The 20,483-nt window shown below is 70.8% G+C and carries 17 protein-coding genes and 1 pseudogene; 11 read left to right on the top strand and 7 right to left on the bottom strand.

What is annotated here, in order from left to right:
- Positions 1–303, bottom strand: a pseudogene (locus tag G3I40_RS30850) (adenylosuccinate lyase); the annotation flags it as partial.
- A 340-nt stretch (positions 304–643) separates the two neighbouring features.
- Between G3I40_RS30850 and G3I40_RS30845 the strand changes: the two are divergent.
- The 9 genes from G3I40_RS30845 to pssA all read left to right on the top strand — a co-directional run bounded on the left by G3I40_RS30845 (position 644) and on the right by pssA (position 11,900).
- Entirely contained in the window at positions 644–2,434 is a 1,791-nt protein-coding gene (locus G3I40_RS30845) for a 3-hydroxyacyl-CoA dehydrogenase family protein (RefSeq protein WP_164305919.1), read from the top strand.
- Positions 2,435–2,591: 157 nt separating this feature from the next.
- Positions 2,592–3,404, top strand: a complete 813-nt coding sequence (locus tag G3I40_RS30840; protein WP_239092038.1) for a TetR family transcriptional regulator — start codon at positions 2,592–2,594, stop codon at positions 3,402–3,404.
- 721 nt (positions 3,405–4,125) lie between these two features.
- Positions 4,126–5,463, top strand: coding sequence for a crotonyl-CoA carboxylase/reductase (gene ccrA, locus G3I40_RS30835; RefSeq protein WP_164305917.1), 1,338 nt, complete (start codon positions 4,126–4,128; stop codon positions 5,461–5,463).
- Positions 5,464–5,485: 22 nt separating this feature from the next.
- Positions 5,486–7,534, top strand: a complete 2,049-nt coding sequence (locus G3I40_RS30830; protein WP_164305916.1) for a protein meaA — start codon at positions 5,486–5,488, stop codon at positions 7,532–7,534.
- Complete coding sequence (locus G3I40_RS30825) at positions 7,531–8,496, top strand: CoA ester lyase (protein WP_164305915.1); 966 nt, start codon at positions 7,531–7,533, stop codon at positions 8,494–8,496. The genes G3I40_RS30830 and G3I40_RS30825 overlap by 4 nt, the downstream gene beginning before the upstream one ends.
- A 4-nt stretch (positions 8,497–8,500) precedes the next feature.
- Complete coding sequence (locus tag G3I40_RS30820) at positions 8,501–9,013, top strand: MaoC family dehydratase (RefSeq protein WP_164305914.1); 513 nt, start codon at positions 8,501–8,503, stop codon at positions 9,011–9,013.
- A 2-nt stretch (positions 9,014–9,015) separates the two neighbouring features.
- The gene (locus G3I40_RS30815) at positions 9,016–10,221 is read left to right on the top strand and encodes an acyl-CoA dehydrogenase family protein (protein WP_164305913.1); all 1,206 of its coding nucleotides are present in this window, start codon (positions 9,016–9,018) and stop codon (positions 10,219–10,221) included.
- Between the two features lie 184 nt (positions 10,222–10,405).
- Positions 10,406–11,062 carry a phosphatidylserine decarboxylase gene (locus tag G3I40_RS30810; protein WP_164305912.1) on the top strand — a complete coding sequence of 219 codons (657 nt, stop codon included), beginning with the start codon at positions 10,406–10,408 and terminating at the stop codon, positions 11,060–11,062.
- Between the two features lie 22 nt (positions 11,063–11,084).
- Complete coding sequence (gene pssA, locus G3I40_RS30805) at positions 11,085–11,900, top strand: CDP-diacylglycerol--serine O-phosphatidyltransferase (RefSeq protein ID WP_164305920.1); 816 nt, start codon at positions 11,085–11,087, stop codon at positions 11,898–11,900.
- A 331-nt stretch (positions 11,901–12,231) separates the two neighbouring features.
- On the opposite strand, the gene G3I40_RS30800 is transcribed toward pssA, so the two are convergent.
- Positions 12,232–13,422, bottom strand: coding sequence for an LLM class flavin-dependent oxidoreductase (locus tag G3I40_RS30800; RefSeq protein ID WP_343245070.1), 1,191 nt, complete (start codon positions 13,420–13,422; stop codon positions 12,232–12,234).
- A gap of 105 nt (positions 13,423–13,527) precedes the next feature.
- On the opposite strand from G3I40_RS30800, the gene G3I40_RS30795 reads away from it, so the two are divergent.
- Positions 13,528–13,989: a PaaX family transcriptional regulator C-terminal domain-containing protein gene (locus tag G3I40_RS30795; RefSeq protein ID WP_164305910.1), complete on the top strand. Its 462-nt coding sequence runs from the start codon at positions 13,528–13,530 to the stop codon at positions 13,987–13,989.
- Here G3I40_RS30795 and G3I40_RS30790 read toward each other — a convergent pair.
- The 5 genes from G3I40_RS30790 to G3I40_RS30770 are packed head-to-tail and all read right to left on the bottom strand — an operon-like array spanning position 13,968 to position 18,870.
- A complete protein-coding gene (locus G3I40_RS30790) occupies positions 13,968–15,236 on the bottom strand; it encodes an ABC transporter substrate-binding protein (RefSeq protein ID WP_164305909.1) in 1,269 nt (422 codons plus the stop codon). The genes G3I40_RS30795 and G3I40_RS30790 overlap by 22 nt on opposite strands.
- Positions 15,233–16,294: a branched-chain amino acid ABC transporter permease gene (locus tag G3I40_RS30785; protein WP_343245071.1), complete on the bottom strand. Its 1,062-nt coding sequence runs from the start codon at positions 16,292–16,294 to the stop codon at positions 15,233–15,235. Before G3I40_RS30785 ends, G3I40_RS30790 begins: the two co-directional genes overlap by 4 nt.
- A gap of 55 nt (positions 16,295–16,349) precedes the next feature.
- The gene (locus tag G3I40_RS30780; RefSeq protein ID WP_164305907.1) at positions 16,350–17,240 is read right to left on the bottom strand and encodes a branched-chain amino acid ABC transporter permease; all 891 of its coding nucleotides are present in this window, start codon (positions 17,238–17,240) and stop codon (positions 16,350–16,352) included.
- Positions 17,237–18,052 (bottom strand): ABC transporter ATP-binding protein, encoded by an 816-nt coding sequence (locus G3I40_RS30775; protein ID WP_164305906.1) that lies wholly within the window; start codon positions 18,050–18,052, stop codon positions 17,237–17,239. Before G3I40_RS30775 ends, G3I40_RS30780 begins: the two co-directional genes overlap by 4 nt.
- Positions 18,049–18,870, bottom strand: coding sequence for an ABC transporter ATP-binding protein (locus G3I40_RS30770; protein ID WP_164305905.1), 822 nt, complete (start codon positions 18,868–18,870; stop codon positions 18,049–18,051). Before G3I40_RS30770 ends, G3I40_RS30775 begins: the two co-directional genes overlap by 4 nt.
- 256 nt (positions 18,871–19,126) lie before the next feature.
- Here G3I40_RS30770 and G3I40_RS30765 point away from each other — a divergent pair, with 256 nt between their 5' ends.
- Entirely contained in the window at positions 19,127–20,323 is a 1,197-nt protein-coding gene (locus tag G3I40_RS30765; protein ID WP_164305904.1) for a helix-turn-helix domain-containing protein, read from the top strand.
- Positions 20,324–20,483 lie beyond the last annotated feature (160 nt).

Genomic DNA, 20,483 nt, shown 5'->3' with positions numbered 1-20,483 from the left:
GAGGGCCGCCGCGGCGCGGGCCGTGCGCGGGTCGCCGAGCAGCGCAAGGGCCTGGGCCGCGGCCGCGCAGCGCTCCGGATCACGGTGGTTGAGCAGGAGGACGAGGGACTCGAAGGCGCGGCCGTCACCCGCGACGCCCAGCCGGTACGCCGCCAACTCCCGTGCCCACAAGGGCTGCTGCGGCGCGGTGAGCACCGCCGCCAGTTCGTCCGGGTCGCGCGTGGCGGCGAGCTGCTCGAAGGCGGGCGTACCGCCGGATTCCTTCCGGATGCGTTCCGTCACCGTTCGCGACTCTTCGTCCATGTGTCGAGGGTAGACGCGCCGGGCCTGCGGCGACGTAGATCACACGGACTCCGCAACACCGGGGGCTGGCGCGCTCGTTACTCGCCGGTTAATCTCAAGTGAGCGGGGCACACTTCCCGCAGCACCACTCTTGGCGGCCTGGTGACGCAGCCGCCGTGAGTGCACGTCGGTTCGGTACGCGCTACCGAAGTTCGCGCAGTACGACCCTGGCTCCGGGACAGAGCCGGTCGGCCTTTCCGTGCACGGCAGCTCGCTGCCCGTTCAACCCCCGTACGCCGCACGCCCTTTGGCGATCTCGCGTACGCCCCTCAGTCGTCACCCTCACTTCTGGAGTTCCCGGATGGACGCTCCCCTGTCCCGCATCTCTACCGTGGCCGTCGTCGGTCTCGGCACCATGGGCACCGGCATCGCCGAGGTGCTCGCCCGCGCCGGCCGCGAGGTCGTCGGCATCGACATCAGCGAGGCCGCCACCGCCGGGGCCGTCGCGTCCCTGGAGGCCTCGACGGCGCGTGCGGTGCGCCGCGAGCACCTCACCGAGCAGGAGCGGATCGAACTCCTCGCCCGGTTCCGCACGTTCACGGACCTGCAGGCCGCGGCCGACGCCGACCTCGTGATCGAGGTCGCCCCCGAGTCGTACGAGACCAAGCAGCAGATCTTCCGGGCCCTGGACAGCATCGTGCGACCCGAAACCGTCCTCGCGACCGGGACCAACGCCCTGTCGGTGACCCGGCTCGCCGCCGACTCCGCCCGGCCCGAACGCGTCCTCGGACTGCACTTCTTCAACCCCGCGCCCGCGATGAAGCTCGTCGAGGTGGTCTCCAGCGTGCTGACCGCGCCCACCGCGGTCGCCGCCGTCACCGACCTCGCCCTGGAGCTGGGCAAGGAGCCCGTCGCGGTCGGCGACCGGCCCGGGTTCGTCGCCGACGGCCTCCTGTTCGGCTACCTCAACCAGGCCGCGGCCATGTACGAGGCCAGGTACGCCTCGCGCGAGGACATCGACGCCGCGATGAAGCTGGGCTGCGGCCTGCCCATGGGGCCGCTCGCACTGCTCGACCTCATCGGCGTCGACACCGCGCGCACCGTCCTGGACGCCATGTACGCCGAGTCCCACGACCGGCTGCACGCGCCGGCCCCCGTCCTCAAGCAGCTCAGCGAGGCGGGCCTGACCGGGCGCAAGGCGGGCCGCGGCTTCTACACGTACGAGGAGCCGGGCAGCGCGGTCGTGGTGCGGGACGCGCTGACCCCGCCGCCCGAGGAGAGCGCGGCGCCCGCCCGCCCGATCCGCTCGGTCGGGGTCGCGGGCTCGGGGACCATGGCGTCCGGGATCGCCGAGGTCTTCGCGAAGGCCGGTTACGACGTCGTCCTCGCCGCGCGCAGCGAGGAGAAGGCGGAGGCGGCCAAGTCCCGTATCGGCACGTCGCTGCAGCGCTCCGTCGCCAAGGGGCGGATGACCGCCGAGGCCGCCGCCGGCACCCTCGCGCGCATCTCGCCCGCCGGTTCCTACGACGCCTTCGCCGACGTCGACCTCGCCCTGGAGGCGGTCGCCGAGGACCTGGAGGTCAAGCGTCAGCTGTTCGCGACGTTCGACAAGGTCTGCAGGCCCGGAGCGATCCTCGCCACCACGACCTCGTCGCTGCCCGTCGTCGCCTGCGCCCGGGCCACCTCCCGCCCGCAGGACGTGATCGGCATGCACTTCTTCAACCCGGCACCGGCGATGAAGCTCGTCGAGGTCGTGCGGACCGTGCTGACGGGCGACGACGTGCACGCATCCGTCCGGGACCTCACGCTGCGGGTCCGCAAGCACCCGGTGGACTGCGGGGACCGGGCCGGGTTCATCGTGAACGCGCTGCTTTTCCCGTACCTGAACAACGCGATCAAGATGGTGCAGGAGCACTACGCCTCGCTCGACGACATCGACGCCGCGATGAAGCTCGGCGGCGGCTACCCGATGGGCCCCTTCGAACTGCTCGACGTGGTCGGCCTGGACGTCTCGCTGGCGATCGAGAAGGTGCTGCACCGCGAGTTCCGCGACCCGGGCCTCGCGCCCGCGCCGCTCCTGGAGCACCTGGTGGCCGCGGGCTGCCTCGGCCGCAAGACGGGCCGTGGCTTCCGCGAGTATGCCCGGCGCTGACGGTCCGGTGACGAAGCCCTCGGGCCCGGCGACGGGTTCGTCACCGGGCTCCGGGCCGGGGTCGGGCGCCGAGGGAGACTGGGGCGGGCTGCTCGGGCATGCGGGCGGCCCGCTTACCGGGGAGCGTCGGGGAACGTACATGCAGTACGTTCAGGGCATGACGCCCGCTCATAAGGCCGACCCGACCTCCCGTACCCCCGCCACGCCCGACGCTCCGGAGAGCGCCGCGGGCAACCGGGCCGCGGCCCAGCGGCTCAAGATGCGCCGCGAGCTCGCGGCCGCGGCGATGGAACTCTTCGCCACGAAGGGGTACGAAGCGACGACGGTCGACGAGATCGCCGCGACGGCAGGCGTCGCCCGCCGGACCTTCTTCCGTCACTTCCGCTCCAAGGAAGAGGCGATCTTCCCGGACCACGACGACACCCTGGTGCGCGTCGAGGCCGTGCTGAACGCGGCCGCGCCGCACGAGCACCCTCTCGACACGGTCTGCCGCGGCATCAAGGAAGTCATGAAGATGTACGCCTCCTCGCCCGCGGTGTCCGTGGAGCGCTACCACCTGACCCGCGAGGTGCCCACGCTGCGCGAGCGCGAGATCGCCTCGGTCGCCCGCTACGAGCGGCTGTTCACCCGCTATCTGCTCGGCCACTTCGACGAGCAGGCGCACCACGACGGCAACGACGACCCGCTGCTCGCCGAGGTCGCCGCCTCCGCCGTCGTCACCGCCCACAACCACGTGCTGCGCCGCTGGCTGCGGGCCGGCGGCCAGGGCGACGTGGAGACCCAGCTCGACCGCGCCTTCGCCATCGTGCGGCGCACGTTCGGCTCCGGCATCGGGGCCGGCCGGACCGCCGCGGGACAGAGCGCCGCGCAGGTCTCCTACTCGGGCGAGGTCCTGGTCACGGTCGCCCGCACCGACGCCCCGCTTCCGGAAGTCATGCGCACCATCGAGGAAGCCCTGAGGAACCGCTGACCGCCGGGGGCGGCCAGCCCCCTCCGCTCTGCCCCGCCCCGCTCCCCCGTCCCCTGTGCCGCTTCCCACGTGCCGCGTCCCGCAAGGGAGTTGACTCCCGTACGCGGCGCCGTGTCATGCGCGCAGTGCCCTGCCGTGCCGCGCCGTCAGAGCCGGTAACCGCACTCCACCGGCGTCGCGTACCCCTCCCCCACGAACACGACGCTCCGCCGCGCACCCCCACGACTCGGCTCGGCTCGGCTCGGCTCTGCTCGGCCCGGCGGCCGGAACCCGTGAACACTCCGCCCTGGCACTGCGTGCCAGGGCGGAGGTCTTCCCCGCACCGCGGAGAGCCGCCACGACGAGGCGGTGATCGATCATCGATCCTTTCTACGCATGGGTAACCACCTGTGACCACCAACGATCGATCATCGCTCACCTGTTGCGTAAATATTTCACCTGAGCGAAATTGATGGCACGCAGTGCCTTGTCAGCTGTCACGGTGTGCCATACGTTGAAGGAGTCCGGGCGGCCGGCGTGCAGAGAACTTCCGTACGTCGGCTGTCCCCGCAAGCCACGGCCTGCGCGCCCGGACGCCTGCGTCACAGGCAACCTTCCGCGCCACACCAAGCGCTGCCACCGCTCCACCCCGCCGAACCGACGGCACGCACCACCAGCACCTCGCAGCCACCCACACCCCGACTCAGCGTTTCCCTCGACGCTCACCGCCGGAGGCACCACCGTGAAGGAAATCCTGGACGCGATTCAGTCGCAGACCGCCACGTCTGCCGACTTCGCCGCTCTGCCGCTGCCCGACTCGTACCGTGCGATCACCGTGCACAAGGACGAGACGGAGATGTTCGCGGGCCTGGAGACCCGCGACAAGGACCCGCGCAAGTCGATCCACCTGGACGACGTGCCGGTGCCCGAACTCGGCCCGGGCGAGGCCCTGGTGGCGGTCATGGCCTCCTCGGTCAACTACAACTCCGTGTGGACCTCGATCTTCGAGCCGATGGCGACCTTCGGGTTCCTGGAGCGCTACGGCAAGCTGAGCGAGCTGACCAAGCGCCACGACCTGCCGTACCACATCATCGGCTCCGACCTGGCGGGCGTCGTGCTGCGCACCGGGCCCGGGGTCAACGCCTGGCACCCCGGCGACGAGGTCGTCGCGCACTGCCTCAGCGTCGAACTGGAGTCGAGCGACGGCCACAACGACACGATGCTCGACCCCGAACAGCGGATCTGGGGCTTCGAGACCAACTTCGGCGGCCTCGCCGAGATCGCGCTCGTCAAGTCCAACCAGCTGATGCCCAAGCCCGACCACCTCAGCTGGGAGGAGGCCGCCGCGCCCGGCCTCGTCAACTCGACCGCGTACCGGCAGCTGGTGTCGAAGAACGGCGCCGGCATGAAGCAGGGCGACAACGTCCTCATCTGGGGCGCCAGCGGCGGACTCGGCAGCTACGCCACGCAGTTCGCGCTCGCCGGCGGCGCCAACCCGATCTGTGTCGTCTCCAGCGAGCAGAAGGCCGACATCTGCCGGGCCATGGGCGCCGAGGCGATCATCGACCGCAGCGCCGAGGGCTACAGGTTCTGGAAGGACGAGCGCACCCAGGACCCCAAGGAGTGGAAGCGCTTCGGCAAGCGCATCCGCGAGTTCACCGGCGGCGAGGACATCGACATCGTCTTCGAGCACCCCGGCCGCGAGACCTTCGGCGCCAGCGTCTACGTCACCCGCAAGGGCGGCACCATCACCACCTGCGCCTCCACCTCGGGCTACATGCACGAGTACGACAACCGCTACCTGTGGATGTCGCTGAAGCGCATCATCGGCTCGCACTTCGCCAACTACCGCGAGGCGTGGGAGGCCAACCGCCTGATCGCCAAGGGAAAGATCCACCCGACGCTGTCGAAGGTGTACTCCCTGGAAGACACCGGCCAGGCCGCCTACGACGTGCACCGCAACCTCCACCAGGGCAAGGTCGGCGTCCTCGCGCTCGCGCCGAAGGAGGGCCTGGGCGTGCGCGACCAGGACAAGCGCGCCCGGCACATCGACGCCATCAACCGCTTCCGGAACGTCTGAACTCCCAGGGGAGCACGAGCAGATGACTGAGCGTCAGAAGGACCGGCCGTGGCTGATGCGGACCTACGCCGGTCACTCCACGGCGGAGGCGTCCAACGAGCTGTACCGGCGCAACCTCGCCAAGGGACAGACGGGGCTGTCGGTCGCCTTCGACCTGCCGACCCAGACGGGCTACGACCCCGACCACATCCTCGCGCGGGGTGAGGTCGGCCGGGTCGGCGTCCCGGTGTCCCATCTCGGCGACATGCGGCGCCTGTTCCAGGACATCCCCCTGGAACAGATGAACACCTCGATGACCATCAACGCCACCGCCATGTGGCTCCTGGCGCTCTACCAGGTCGTCGCGGAGGAGCAGGGCGCGGACATCGGCCTGCTCCAGGGCACGACGCAGAACGACATCGTCAAGGAGTACCTGTCCCGGGGGACGCACGTCTTCCCGCCGGGCCCCTCCCTGCGACTGACCACGGACATGATCACGTACACGGTCGCGCACATGCCCAAGTGGAACCCGATCAACATCTGCAGCTACCACCTCCAGGAGGCGGGGGCCACACCGGTCCAGGAGATCGCGTACGCGATGTCCACCGCCGTCGCCGTTCTCGATGCCGTACGCGACTCAGGGCAGGTCCCCGCCGAGAAGTTCGGGGACGTCGTGGCCCGCATCTCCTTCTTCGTGAACGCGGGTGTCCGCTTCGTCGAGGAGATGTGCAAGATGCGGGCGTTCGGGCGGATCTGGGACCAGATCACGCGCGAGCGGTACGGCATCGAGAACGCGAAGCAGCGCCGCTTCCGCTACGGGGTGCAGGTCAACTCCCTCGGCCTGACCGAGGCGCAGCCGGAGAACAACGTCCAGCGCATCGTCCTGGAGATGCTGGCCGTGACGCTCTCCAAGGACGCGCGCGCCCGTGCCGTCCAACTCCCGGCCTGGAACGAGGCGTTGGGGCTTCCCCGGCCCTGGGACCAGCAGTGGTCGCTGCGCATCCAGCAGGTCCTCGCGCACGAGAGCGACCTGTTGGAGTACGAGGACATCTTCGCGGGCTCGCACGTCATCGAGAAGAAGGTCGACGCGCTGGTCGCCGACTCGCTCGCCGAGATCGAACGCATCCAGGAGATGGGCGGCGCGATGGCCGCCGTCGAGTCCGGCTACCTCAAGTCGCAGCTCGTCTCCTCGCACGCCGAGCGGCGGGCCCGGATCGAGGGCGGCGACGAGAAGATCGTCGGTGTCAACATCTACGAGTCGACCGAGCCGAATCCGCTCACCGCCGACCTGGACACCGCGATCATGACGGTCGACCACCAGGTCGAGGCGCGGGTGGTGCGGGCCATCGGCGACTGGCGCACCACCCGTCAGGAGTCGACGGAGCGGCAGGGCATGGGCGACCCGTTCCTCTACCCGACCACCCAGCAGGCCCTGGAACGCCTGAAGGAGGCCGCGGCCGGCACCGAGAACCTCATGGAGGCCACCCTCGAGTGCGCCCGCGCCGGGGTCACGACCGGCGAGTGGTCCGAGGCGCTGCGCGAGGTGTTCGGCGAGTTCCGGGCGCCGACGGGCGTGTCCTCGGCGCCGGTCGCCGTCACCGCCGAGGAGGGCACGCCGCTCGCCCTCGTGCGCGAGAAGGTCCGCCGCACCGGTGACGCACTCGGCGGCAGGCTCCGGCTCCTGGTCGGCAAGCCCGGCCTGGACGGCCACTCCAACGGCGCCGAGCAGATCGCCGTGCGGGCCCGCGACGCCGGGTTCGAGGTGGTCTACCAGGGCATCCGGCTCACCCCGGAGCAGATCGTGTCCGCCGCGCTCGCCGAGGACGTGCACTGCGTCGGCCTGTCGATCCTGTCCGGGTCGCACGCCGAACTGGTGCCGGACGTCCTGGAGCGGCTGCGCGAGGCGGGCGCTCCCGACATCCCCGTGATCGTCGGCGGCATCATTCCGCATGCGGACGCCGAGGCGCTGAAGCGGGCGGGTGTCGCCGCCGTCTTCACCCCCAAGGACTTCGGCATCACGGAGATCATCGGCCGTATCGTCGACGAGATCCGGCTAGCGAACAAGCTCGACCCTCTGGAGGTTCCCGCATGACCAGTCCTGTGAACCGTCTCCGCCCGCGCCGCTCGTGCCTGGCCGTGCCCGGCTCGAACCCGCGCTTCCTGGAGAAGGCCCAGGGCCTGGCAGCCGACCAGGTCTTCCTGGACCTGGAGGACGCCTGCGCGCCGCTCGCCAAGCCGGAGGCCCGGCACACCATCGTCAAGTTCCTCAACGAGGGCGACTGGACGGGCAAGACCCGTGTCGTGCGGGTCAACGACTGGACGACCGAGTGGACGTACCGCGACGTCGTGACCGTCGTCGAGGGCGCGGGCCCGAACCTCGACTGCATCATGCTGCCGAAGGTCCAGACGGCCGACCAGGTGGTGGCCCTGGACCTGCTGCTCACGCAGATCGAGAAGACGATGGGCTTCGAGGTCGGCAAGATCGGCATCGAGGCGCAGATCGAGAACGCCAAGGGCCTGAACAACGTCAACGCGATCGCCGAGGCCTCGCCCCGCATCGAGACGATCATCTTCGGCCCGGCCGACTTCATGGCGTCCATCAACATGAAGTCGCTGGTCGTCGGCGAGCAGCCGCCCGGCTACGGCGCCGACGCCTACCACTACATCCTGATGAAGATCCTGATGGCGGCCCGCGCCAACGACCTCCAGGCGATCGACGGCCCCTACCTCCAGATCAAGAACGTGGACGGTTTCCGCGAGGTCGCGGGCCGCGCCGCCGCCCTCGGCTTCGACGGCAAGTGGGTGCTGCACCCCGGCCAGGTCGAGGCGGCCAACGAGGTCTTCTCCCCGTCGCAGGAGGACTTCGACCACGCCGAGCTGATCCTGGACGCGTACGACTACTGCACGTCCGAGGCGGGCGGCAAGAAGGGCTCGGCGATGCTCGGCGACGAGATGATCGACGAGGCCTCGCGGAAGATGGCGCTGGTCATCTCCGGCAAGGGGCGTGCGGCCGGCATGCAGCGCACGTCGAAGTTCGAAGCCCCGGAGGCGTAGCACCATGCAATTCGGCCGCACTTACGAAGAGTTCACCGTCGGCGACGTCTACAAGCACTGGCCCGGGAAGACGGTCACCGAGTACGACGACCACCTCTTCTGCCTCCTGACGATGAACCACCACCCCCTCCACATGGACGCCAACTACGCGCAGAGCACGACGGACTTCGGCAAGAACGTCGTCGTCGGGAACTACATCTACTCGCTCCTGCTCGGCATATCCGTGCCCGACGTCTCCGGCAAGGCGATCGCCAACCTGGAGGTCGAATCGCTCAAGCACGTGGCGCCGACCTTCCACGGCGACACCATCTACGGCGAGACGACGGTCCTCGACAAGACGCCCTCGAGGTCCAAGACGGACCGCGGGATCGTCCACGTCGAGACCAAGGGCTACAAGCAGGACGGCACGCTCGTCTGCGTCTTCCGCCGCAAGGTGATGGTGCCCACCGAGACGTACATCAAGGAGCGCGGCGGCGAGCAGCCCGGCCGCCCCGAACCGAAGTCGCAGGAGAAGTAGCCATGAGCCGACTCGCCCAGACCGCTGGCCTCACCGACGTCCAGCGGGAAATCCTGTCCACCGTCCGGGACTTCGTGGACAAGGAGATCATCCCGGTAGCCACGGAGCTGGAGCACCGCGACGAGTACCCGCAGGCCATCGTCGACGGGCTCAAGGAGTTGGGCCTGTTCGGGCTGATGATCCCCGAGGAGTACGGGGGGCTGGGCGAGTCGTTGCTCACGTACGCGCTGTGCGTGGAGGAGATAGCGCGCGGCTGGATGTCGGTCTCCGGCATCATCAACACGCACTTCATCGTGGCGTACATGCTCAAGCAGCACGGGACGCAGGAGCAGAAGGAGCACTTCCTTCCGCGGATGGCGCTCGGTGAGGTGCGCGGCGCGTTCTCCATGTCCGAGCCGGCGCTGGGCTCGGACGTGTCGGCGATCACGTCGAAGGCGGTGCGGGACGGCGACGAGTACGTGCTGAACGGCCAGAAGATGTGGCTGACGAACGGCGGCACGTCAACGCTTGTGGCGGTTCTCACGCGGAGTGATGAAGGCCACCCCGAGGGGACGGCCCCGCACAAGTCGATGACGACGTTCCTCGTGGAGAAGGAGCCCGGATTCGGTGAGGTCCGGCCGGGTCTGACCATCCCCGGGAAGATCGACAAGATGGGTTACAAGGGCGTCGACACCACCGAGTTGATCATGGACGGGCTACGCATTCCGGCCAATCGCGTGCTCGGCGGCGATACCGGCCGAGGGTTTTACCAAATGATGGACGGAGTCGAGGTCGGGCGGGTGAATGTGGCAGCGCGTGGCTGCGGTGTCGCACAGCGTGCCTTCGAACTGGGCGTCTCTTATGCCCAGCAACGCCACACTTTCGGGAAGCCCATCGCGCAGCACCAGGCGATCCAGTTCAAGTTGGCCGAGATGGCTACCAAGGTCGAGGCCGCCCATGCGATGATGGTCAATGCGGCACGCAAAAAGGACTCCGGGGAGCGAAACGACCTCGAAGCAGGAATGGCCAAGTACCTGGCCTCCGAATACTGCAAAGAAGTCGTGGAGGACGCGTTCCGGATCCACGGGGGATACGGGTTCTCCAAGGAGTACGAGATCGAGCGTCTGTACCGCGAGGCGCCGATGCTGCTGATCGGTGAAGGTACCGCCGAAATCCAGAAAATGATCATTGGTCGTCGACTGCTCGAAGAGTATCGGTTCCAGGGCTGAGCCTGGGCGAGATGTCCTGTTACGGGGTGTTTTCTTCGCGAAGAAGATCACACCCCGTCAACGCTCTTCGGCCGTCGACTCGGCTTCCTGGCTTGCCCAGTTGTGGCTCGCAACCGATAGCATCCCCGGAAAAGCCGCCGTCCCCCCGTAACCAGCGCGGCCTCATCCGCTACGAAGGTCATCCATGCCCCACAGCCAAACCTCTGCACCACGCGACGGCTTCCTCGGTGGTCGCCTTGCGCGCGGAGCATCGCCGTGGCTTCTCCCGACCGTCGCCACGGCTGCCCTCAGCCTGGCCCGTTCGCGCCGTTCCAAGAAGGCAGCAGCACTCGCCGTCCCGACCACCGCTCTGGCGGCCGGCATGCTGTGGTTCTTCCGCGACCCCGAGCGCGAGATCGCTCCCGGCCGGGTCATCTCCCCGGCCGACGGCGTGGTGCAGAGCATCATGCCGTGGAAGGACGGCCGCACCCGCGTCGCGATCTTCATGAGCCCGCTGAACGTCCACGTGAACCGCGCTCCCCTCGCGGGCACCGTGACGTCCGTTGAACACATCCCGGGCGGCTACGTCCCGGCGTTCAACAAGGAGAGCGAGAACAACGAGCGCGTCGTGTGGCACTTCGACACCGAGCTCGGCGACATCGAGATGATCCAGATCGCCGGAGCCGTCGCCCGCCGCATCGTGCCGTACATCCCCCAGGGCACGAAGGTGGAGCAGGGCGAACGCATCGGACTCATCCGGTTCGGCTCGCGCGTCGACATCTACCTGCCCGAGGGCGTGGAGATCGACGTGGAGGTCGGCCAGAAGACGACGGCTGGGGTGACTCGACTTGACCGTGACTGACCCCGAGACCCAGGCAGGCTGGGTGCCGGAGACCGACCGGGCGGACGACGCGGAGGAGATGCCCCTCTCGTTGCGCCTGTCGATAGCGGACACCCTCACTCTCGGTAACGCGACGTGCGGCTTCATGGCCGTCTACTTCACGACGACCGGGATCCTGATCCCGCACATCCAGGGCAGCAACGACTCGGGCATGGCCCGCAGCAGCGCGGCCACGGCCGTGATCCTGATGCTCGCCGCCGCGATCTTCGACCTGTTCGACGGTCTGGTGGCCCGCAAGCTGCGCTCGTCGCCGATGGGCGCCGAGCTGGACAACCTGTCCGACCTGATCAGCTTCGGCCTCGCCCCCGCCTACTTCGTGCTCGTCTACGGCATGGTCGCCAACGACGCGCACCAGAGAGTCGCGGCGGTGGGCGCCATCGTGGTGCTGCTGGCGGTGGTGCTGCGGCTTGCGCGGTTCTCGTGCGTGACCGTGAAGGACGGCACGTTCCAGGGCATGCCCTCGCCGTTCGGCGCGCTGACCGTCGTCTCGATCGTGCTCCTGGAGCTGCCCTTCGTGGCGACGCTCCTCGCGATCATCGGCACCGCCTGGCTGATGGTGAGCCGGGTCGAGTACCCGAAGCCGCGGGGGCGCCTCGCGGTGGCGATGCTGGCCTGGATCGTGCTGAGCATGGGGCTCCTGGCCGCGTGGGCGTTCGACGCCCCCGGTGGCCAGCTGCTGCTGCAGACCGGCTGCGCCCTGCAGCTCGTCCTCGGCGCGGTGATCCCGCTGTTCGCCACGGCCCGCCGGGTGAACAACTTCCGGGACAATCGGCGTGAGGCGCGGGCCACACAGCCGTAACGCTGCGCTCGGCTTGTACGTCGTTGAAGGGGCCCGAACCATTGAGGTTCGGGCCCCTTCTGCTGTGTCGGAGCTTCTGCCCTCGTCGGGTGGCGGGCGTCGGGCCTCGGGCCTCGGGCGCCGGGCGTCGGGCGTTTGTGGGTGGGCTCGGGTCCGGTGGGGGCTGGGCGCGCAGTTCCCCGCGCCCCTGAGCGGGGTCCCGGCGGGGCGGTGATGGGAGGGGCGGGGCCGTCTGGGGCGTGGGGGCCGGTGGGCGTTGTGGGTGGGTTTCAGGCCGGTGGGGAGCTGGGGGCGCAGTTCCCCGCGCCCCTGAGCGGGGCGGTGGTGGGGGTCAGGGGGTGTTGTCGTGGAACGCGGCCTCTACCGCGGTGCGCATCGCGCCGACCAGGCGGTCGCTGTTCGCCTGGGCCCACTCCATGGAGGCGGCCCGGCGTCGGGCCGCTCCGGTGCAGTGCGGGACGACGTGCCGGGCGAACAGGTCGTACGAGCGCAGCTTGGCGGCCGGGGCGGCCGTGGGCAGGTCGAGCAGGAGCAGGGTGCCGAAGCCGCCGGAGTCCTGCGCCAGGGCCTCGATGCGGTCGATGACGTCGGCCGGGGTGCCGATGGTGGCGATGCCGAAGATCGGGAACCCCTCGGTCGTCCAGCGCTCGACGGCGCCCGCCGCGGTGCGGCCCCACGGCAGCGGGATGCCGGACAGGCCCTCCAGGTACCGGACCATGTGGAGCACCCCGTACTCGGCCTCCTCGCGGGCCTGCTCGCGGCTCTCCGAGAGGTGCATGGGCACGACGAGGCGCCACTTCGCACGGTCCGGGGTGTGGCCGTGGCTCGCGCAGGTCTTCTCGTACGTCGCCCAGTTCGCGGTCAGGCCCGCGCGCCCGCTCGGGTCGGCGGCGGTGAGGGAGAGCAGCCCGATGCCGTGCCGGCCCGCCTGCACGGCGCCGGACGGGGACACGGTGGAGGCGACGGCGAGCTCCAGGCCCTCGGGCCGGTAGGGGCCCATCTGGAGTCGCGCCTCGGCAAGCTCGTACCAGTCGGTCTTCTCGGTGACCGTCTCGCCGCGCAGCAGCCGGACGATCGCGTCGAGGGCCTCGGCCATCATGGTGCGCTGGCGCAGCGGGTCGATGCCCATCATGACCGCGTCGGAGGCCAGCTGGCCGGGACCGGCCCCGAGCATCACCCGGCCCCGCGTCTGGTGGTCGAGCTGGACGAGCCGGTCGGCGAGCATCAAGGGATGGTGGTACGGCAGGGAGTTGACGCCCGTGCCGAGCCGGATGTGCCGGGTGTGCTCCGCCGCGGCGGCGATGAACACCTCGGGCGAGGCGATCGTCTCGTACCCGGCGGAGTGGTGCTCGCCGATCCACGCCTCGTCGAAGCCGAGCGCGTCGAGCCGGCCGACCAGGTCGAGGTCCTGGCGGAGCTGGAGGGAGGGGCTCTCGTCGATGCCGTGGTACGGGGCGATGAACGCGCCGAAGCGCGTGGGCAGCCCGGGGCCCTGGCGCTGGGGGAGGTCGGATGGCTGCACGCGTACGCCTCTCGTCGGTCTGACGTAGGACATGAATTGCCTCGCGAATTCCCACGTCCTATCGGGGAGCAGCGGAGACGTCAACAGGCAAGGAGGGGCGCGGAGTTGGAGCAGCCTCGGATGCGGCGGCGCGGGCACGGTTCGCCGAGCGCGCGCACGCTGGCGCTGACCGTGCTCGGTGAGTACGTGCGCCACCCCGGCGACGCGCACGTGGGGCGCGGGCCGTCGTGGGCGCCCTGGGCGCCTGCGGCGTCGAGGAGGCGACGACGCGGCCCTGGTGCGCAGGGCCTGGGACCTGGGCGCGTACGGGAGGCGCACGAGGGCTTCCTGGCCCGCTTCGCGGACGCGGGCCTGCGGGCGGGCGAGGGGCCGCGGGCCGCGTTCGTGGCGCGGACCCGACTCGTGCACGCCTGGCGGTGCACGTTCGAACGCGATCCGCGGCTGCCGGACGTCCTGCTGGCGCCCGACTGGCCGGGCCGCGACGCGACCCGGCTGTTCGTCGACGCGTGGCGGGCGCTGCGCTCACCCGCCGACGCGTACTGGCATCAACTGGCGGACGGGGTGTAGGCCTTGGCCTCCGCGGACTCGCCCGCCTCGCGGACCACCTTCAGACCGCCGACGGCCGACTTGTCGGGCCGCAGGATCACCGAGCTGTGCGAGGAGGGGGCCTTCGGGTCGCTGAAGTCCTGGCTCACCCCGAAGCCCATGTCGTAGGCGCTGAGGGAGAGCAGCGCCTTGTCGACGCCCTCGCGGGTGAGGTCCTTGTTGTCGCAGGCCTTCTTCAGGGCCTCGCCGAAGACGGACGCCGCGGTCCAGCCGGCGACGACGCCGTTGTCGAGACCGTCCTTCGGGTACTCCTTCTGGTAGTCGGCGACGAGCTTCTTCGCCTCGGGGGTGTCGGCGCCGATGGGCAGCGACGGGTTGGCGACGTAGTAGTTGGCGAGCAGCGCGGGACCGGCCTGCGTGCCGAGGAGCTGCGGGGCGAACGCCGAGTTGTTGCCGATGACCGGCACGTTCAGCTTCGCGGCGGCCGCGACGCCGACGAGCGAGGCCGCCTGGCGCGGGCCCGCACTGATCACGATGCCCTTGACGCCCGCCTTCTTCAGGGCGGCGACCTGGGCGGTCATGTCGTTGTCGGTCGGTTTGATCTTCTGCTCGACGACGGTGAGCCCGGCCTTGTCCGCGATGAACTCGGACCCCTTGAGCGCGTTCTCGCCGTAGTCGCCCTCGAAGTAGACGTGGCCGAGCTTGTCGCCCTTCTTCAGGCCCTTCTCCTTGAGCAGGAAGTCGACGGCGTTGATGGTCTCGATGTCGTACGTCGCGCCGATGACGCGGACGTACGGGTTGCCGAGCAGGTTCGCCGACCAGGCCTGCGGCAGGACGAGGGCCTTGTCCTTGCCGATGCGCTGCTCGACCGCGGCGACGAACGGCGAGCCGATGAACTGGGTGAAACCGAGCACCTTCGGGGAGAGCTCCGTGTACCCGGAGACGGCCCGCTGCGGGTCGTAGCCGTGGTCGCGGACGGAGAGCTTCAGCTGGTAGCCGCAGATCCCGCCGTCGGCGTTGGTCTGCTTCACGTACAACTGCTGGGCCTGGGTGACGCTCTTGCCGAGGGTGGCGTAGACGCCGGTCATGTCGGTGAGGACGCCGAGGTCGATGGTCTTGCCGGAGATGCCCTGACCGGTCTTCACCCCGCCCGCGCTCTGCTTGTCGTCCTTCCCGTCCCCGTCCTCGGCCTTGGAGCTGCACGCGGCGGTCAGCGCGAGCAGCGCGGCCACGGCGGTCACCGTGAGCGTGCGTGTGCGGGTGGTCATGACTCCTCCTGAGGGTGTTTCCGGGCGCGCCGGGCGGCGAGCTGCACAAGTCCGCCGGGCAGGAACAGGACCACCGCCACGACGGCGGCGCCGTAGAGGTAGCGGGCGGCCTCGCCGGGGGCGACGCCACCGGTACCGGGGGCCGAGACCAGGGGCAGGGCGTCGCTGTAGCGGGTCAGGATCTGCGGCAGCAGCGAGACGAACGCGGCGCCCACGACGGCGCCCGCCACCGAGCCGAGCCCGCCGATAACGATCATGGCGAGGTATTCGAGGGAGAGCGTGATGCCGAAGTAGTCGGGCACGGTGCGCTGGAAGACGAGCGCGAGCAGCACCCCCGCGAGCCCCGCGTACATCGACGACATGACGAAGACGGCGCCGCGGTAGCGGGCGACCGGCACACCGAGGACGCCGGCGGCGATGCGGTGGTCGCGGATCGCGTTCATGGCGCGTCCCGGCCGCCCGCGCAGCACTCCGCGGGCGAACAGGCCGCAGCCGAGGGTGAGTACGAGCCCGAGGTACCAGAGCTTCTCGGCCGATCCGAACGGCACGTTGGCGACGTTGAGCGCACTGTCGTCGAAGGTCAGGCCGAACAGGCTCATGACGGGCACGTCGCGGCCGTTGGAGCCGCCGGTCAGGTCCTCGGCGTTGAACAGGACGTGCTGCCCGATGAAGATCAGCGCGAGCGTCGCGATGCCGAGGTACGCGCCCTGCAGCCGGCCCGCGATGGGGCTGAACAGGCCGCCCGCGACCCCGGCGACGCCGACCGCGAGCACGGCGGCGAGCCAGGGCGGCAGCCCGAGCCCGTTCAGGCCCTGCCCGCTCTCCCCCGCGAACACGCAGTACCCGTACGCGCCGACGGCGAGGAAGAAGGCGTGGCCCATGGAGAGCTGCCCGGTCGCGCCGGTGAGGAGGTTGAGGCCGATGGCACCGATGGCGGCGGCCATGGCGAACAGGCCCGCCTGCAGCCAGAACCGGTCGAGGTAGAAGGGCAGGGCGACCAGCAGCACGGCGCAGACGGCGGCGGCGTAGGTGCGGCGGCGCGTCAGCAGGGTCCGCACCGTGTTCCCGTACGAGGAGGGGGACTTGGGGGCGGTGTCGGTGGCGGCGACGGCGTCAGACACGGGCGAGCTCCTTCGTACCGAAGAGCCCGGCGGGCCGCAGCAGGAGGATCACGGTCATCACGAGATAGGGCGCGAGGTCGCCGAGTCCCCTGCCCATGAAGGCGAGTTCGCTCTGGTAACCGGTGGCGAGAGACTCGGTGACGCCGACGACGAGGCCGCCGACGAGCGCGCCCGTGGTGGAGTCGAGCCCGCCGAGGATCGCGGCCGGGAAGGCCTTCAGGGCGGCGAGCGAGGTGGCCCGTTCGAGGCCCGGCGTCGGGAACACGGTGAGGAACAGGGCGGCGACGGCGGCGAGTCCCCCGGCCACGGCCCAGGCGCTGAGCGACACCCTCCCCAGGCGTACGCCCATCAGCGCGGCCGTCTCGCCGCTCTCCGCGGCGGCGCGCATCGCCACGCCCCACGACGTGTAGCGGAAGACGAGGAGGAAGCCGGTGATGAGGACGGCCGCGGTGACGAACGCGGCGATCCGGGTGTGCGCGACGGACACGCCGCCGACGGTGAGCACGTCGTCGCCCCACGGGTCGCCCATCGACAGGACGTCGGTCCCCAGGCGCCGGGTGAGTTCGGTGGTGAGCAGGATGTCGACGCCGATGGTGACGATGGCGAGGACGCTGTGGTCGTGGCCGCGGTAGCGCCGCATCACGAAGAACTCGACGGCGGAGCCGACGACCGCGGCGGCCGCGATGCCGACGCCGAGCGCGGGCCAGAAGCCGAGGTCGTCGTGGAGCGAGGCGGTGACGTAGCCGCCGGCCAGCAGCAGCGAGGCGTGGGCGAAGTTGACGACCTCGGTCGCGCGGAAGATGACGACGAAGCCGAGCGCGATGAGCGCGTACACGGAGCCCATCGAGAGGCCGTTGAGGAGGAGTTCGAGCAGGGTGGTCATGCCGGGACCTCCCCGTTCGTGCCGCCCTCGGCGGGTGCGCCCAGGTACGCCCGGATCACCGCCGGGTCGTTCTGGACGCGGTCCGGCGGGCCGCCGGCGATCCGGCGGCCGAAGTCGAGGACCGTGACCTCGTCGGCGAGGCGCATGACGACTCCCATGTCGTGTTCGACCAGGACGATGGAGATGCCGAGGCTGTCGCGGACGCCCGCGATGACGGCCGCGGTGCGGCGCCGCTCGTCCGCCGTCATTCCTGCGACGGGTTCGTCGAGCAGCAGGACGCGGGGCTCCATGCACAGGGCGCGGGCGAGTTCGGCGAGTTTCTGCTGTCCGTAGGACAACGCTCCGGTGGGGACGGCGAGTTGGTCGGCGATGCCGACGAACTCCGCGATCTCCCGGACCCGTTCGCGGTGCCGGCGCTCCTCGTGGACGGCCGAGGGCAGCCGCAGCCCGGCGGCGAGGAAGCCCGTGCGGGTCAGCCGGTGGCGGCCGAGCAGCAGGCTGTCGGCGACGGTGGTGCGCGGCGGCAGGGCGAGGTTCTGGAAGATGCGGGCCACGCCGAGTCCGGCGATGCGGTGCGGGGGCAGCCCGGTGAGTTCGCGCTCGCCGAGGCGGACGCTGCCCGAGGTGGCCCGGTAGACGCCGGACAGTACGTTGAAGCAGGTGGACTTGCCCGCGCCGTTGGGGCCGATGACGGCGTGCACGGTGCCGGGGGCGACGGTGAGACTGATCGCGTCGAGGGCGGTGAGACCGGCGAACCGCACGGTCAACTCCCGTACTTCGAGCGGCAGTACGTCGGCGGCGACGTTCGTCATCGGGTGCCTCCCCAGCGCCGCAGGACCGGGGCGTGCGAGGCGCCGCCGGAGGCGTCCGCGGCGGCCGTCTCGTCGACCACGCCCAGATAGCGGCGGCGCACCTCGTCGGAGCCGGCCAGCTCGGCCGCGGGGCCGTGCAGGGTGACCTCGCCGACCTCCAGGACGTACGCGTACGAGGCGAGCCGCAGGGCGAGCGCCGCGTTCTGTTCGACGAGCAGCACGGAGACGCCCTGGGCGTTGATCTCGGTGATCGTCTCGGCGATGCGGGAAGCCATCAACGGGGCGAGGCCCAGGGAGGGTTCGTCGAGCAGGAGCAGGCGCGGGCCCGCCATCAGGGCGCGGGCGAGGGCCAGCATCTGCTGTTCGCCGCCCGACAGCAGACCGGCCCGCTGCTGCGCCCGGTCGGCGAGGACCGGGAACAGTTCGTGCACCCGGCGCAGCGCGGCCGCCTTGTCGGCGCGCGAACCGGTCGAGCCGAGCGCGCCGGCCCGCAGGTTGTCGGCGACGGTCATCCGGGCGAACACCCTTCGCCCTTCCGGTACTTGGCAGATCCCGGCGGCCACGACCCGGTCGGCGGACAGCACGCTGATCCGGCGCCCGCCGTGGCGCACCGCGCCGGAGGTGACGGTCCCGCCGTGGAATCCCAGCGTGCGCGAGACGGCGCGCAGCAGGGTCGACTTGCCCGCGCCGTTGCCGCCGAGCACGGCGACGACGGAGCCCCGCGGCACCGTCAGCGTCACGCCGCGCAGTGCGCGTACGGGACCGTAGCCGACGGACAGGTCGTCGACGTCGAGCCCTGGTTCACTTGCGTCGGTCACTGTGTGCGTCCCTCCCTGGACCGGTGACACCGGGCACGCCCCGTCGCGACCGGTGGCGCTCACGACAGCACCGTGCGGGCGGCCCGTCCACGGGCGGCCCGGGAATCGCTGCCCGGGACCAGCGCCCGCGCCCCTCGGTTGTGCGCGCGCACAAGACCCCGTGTCAGGGGCCTGCCGGGGAGCGGCCCGGGGTGGCATCCTCCGCATCAGCGGGAAAGTCCTTTGCCGTCGCTTTACGGGCTGTTGGGGAGGGACGATGGGCGGTCGCAGGCATCGCACCGAGCAGGACTGGAAGCTGCTCAAGGAGGCGTGCACGAAGCTCCTGGAGCGGGTGCCCGAGCTCGTCGACGAGCATCTGCGCCAGCTGTTCGCGCACTCCGACGTGTATGCGCGGGTGCTGGCGTACGACGTGCAGTGGCGGGAGGCCGAGGAGGCGATGCGGATCGGCGTCGAGACGATCTCGGCGCCGCGCGACTCGCCGCGCAGGGACCTGACGTACGCGGAGGAGGCGGGCCGGCGCCGGGCGGGCCAGGGCCTCCCCCTCGACCTGCTGATCCACGCCTACCGCAACGCGGGGTATCTCGTCTGGGACGCGCTGATCGAGAGCGCGGGCGGCGAACCGGCCCGGCTGTCGGCGCTGATGCGGTCCGCGACGATGGTGTGGGCGGCGGTGGACGCGCAGGCCGAGGCGGCCTCGGAGGCGTACCGGGCGACGGAGTTGGAGCTGCGGCGCCGTACGGACGAGCAGATGCAGGCATTGCTCGACGCGCTCCTGGAGGGCCGTCCCGCCCCCGGGCTCGCGGCGCGCGCGGCGGCCGGGCTCGATCTGCCGGAGCACGGCCCGTACGCGGTCGTGGTGCTGCGGGTGGAGCGGCGGGACGGGCGGGAGGCGTTCCACCGGCGGATCCAGGATCCGGCGTTCCGGTTCGTGTGGCGGATGCGGGCGGACTGCGAGGTGGGCGTGGTCGCGCTCGGCGCGGGCCGCACGCTGGACGATCTGGCGGGGCTGCTCGACGGGCGCTGCCCGGGTCCCGGCGGACTCAGCCCGGTCGTCGTCGGCCTCACCGAGCTGGGGCACGCGCGCCGTCTCGCCGAACTCGCCCTGCGTACCTGCCCGTCGGACACCACCGGGGTCGTCCGCCTCGACCAGCGCATGCCGACGGCCCTGGTGGTGAGCCAGCCGGACCTGGCGCAGCGCCTCGTCTCGGGCGTCTTCGGCGAGCTGCTCTCCCTCGAACCGGCCGACCGGGCCGTGCTGTTGGAGACGCTGGACGCGTGGCTGGCCTGCGAGGGTTCGGCGGGCCGCGCGGCCGGGCGGCTCTACTGTCACCGCAACACGGTCTTCAACCGCCTGCGCAGACTGGAGCAGTTGACGTCCCGCTCGCTGTCCCGCCCCCGGGACCTGATGGAGATGACCCTGGCCCTCGACGCGTACCGGCTGTCACCGGGGTGAGGCGACGGCCGGGCGGAGCGGCATCAGCACGCTCTCAGCGGCACGGGCATGCCGCCTTCCCCGCCTCCGGATCAGACCTCGACGCGCACCGGCCGTCACCGCGATGGGGCGACGGCCGGGCCGGCCAGGAACAGCACGCCCCCGCCGGACCGGCGGCCCC

It is taken from the genome of Streptomyces sp. SID14478 (assembly GCF_010548525.1).
Classification (GTDB): domain Bacteria; phylum Actinomycetota; class Actinomycetes; order Streptomycetales; family Streptomycetaceae; genus Streptomyces.
This window is presented reverse-complemented; position numbering and strand designations above follow the sequence as displayed.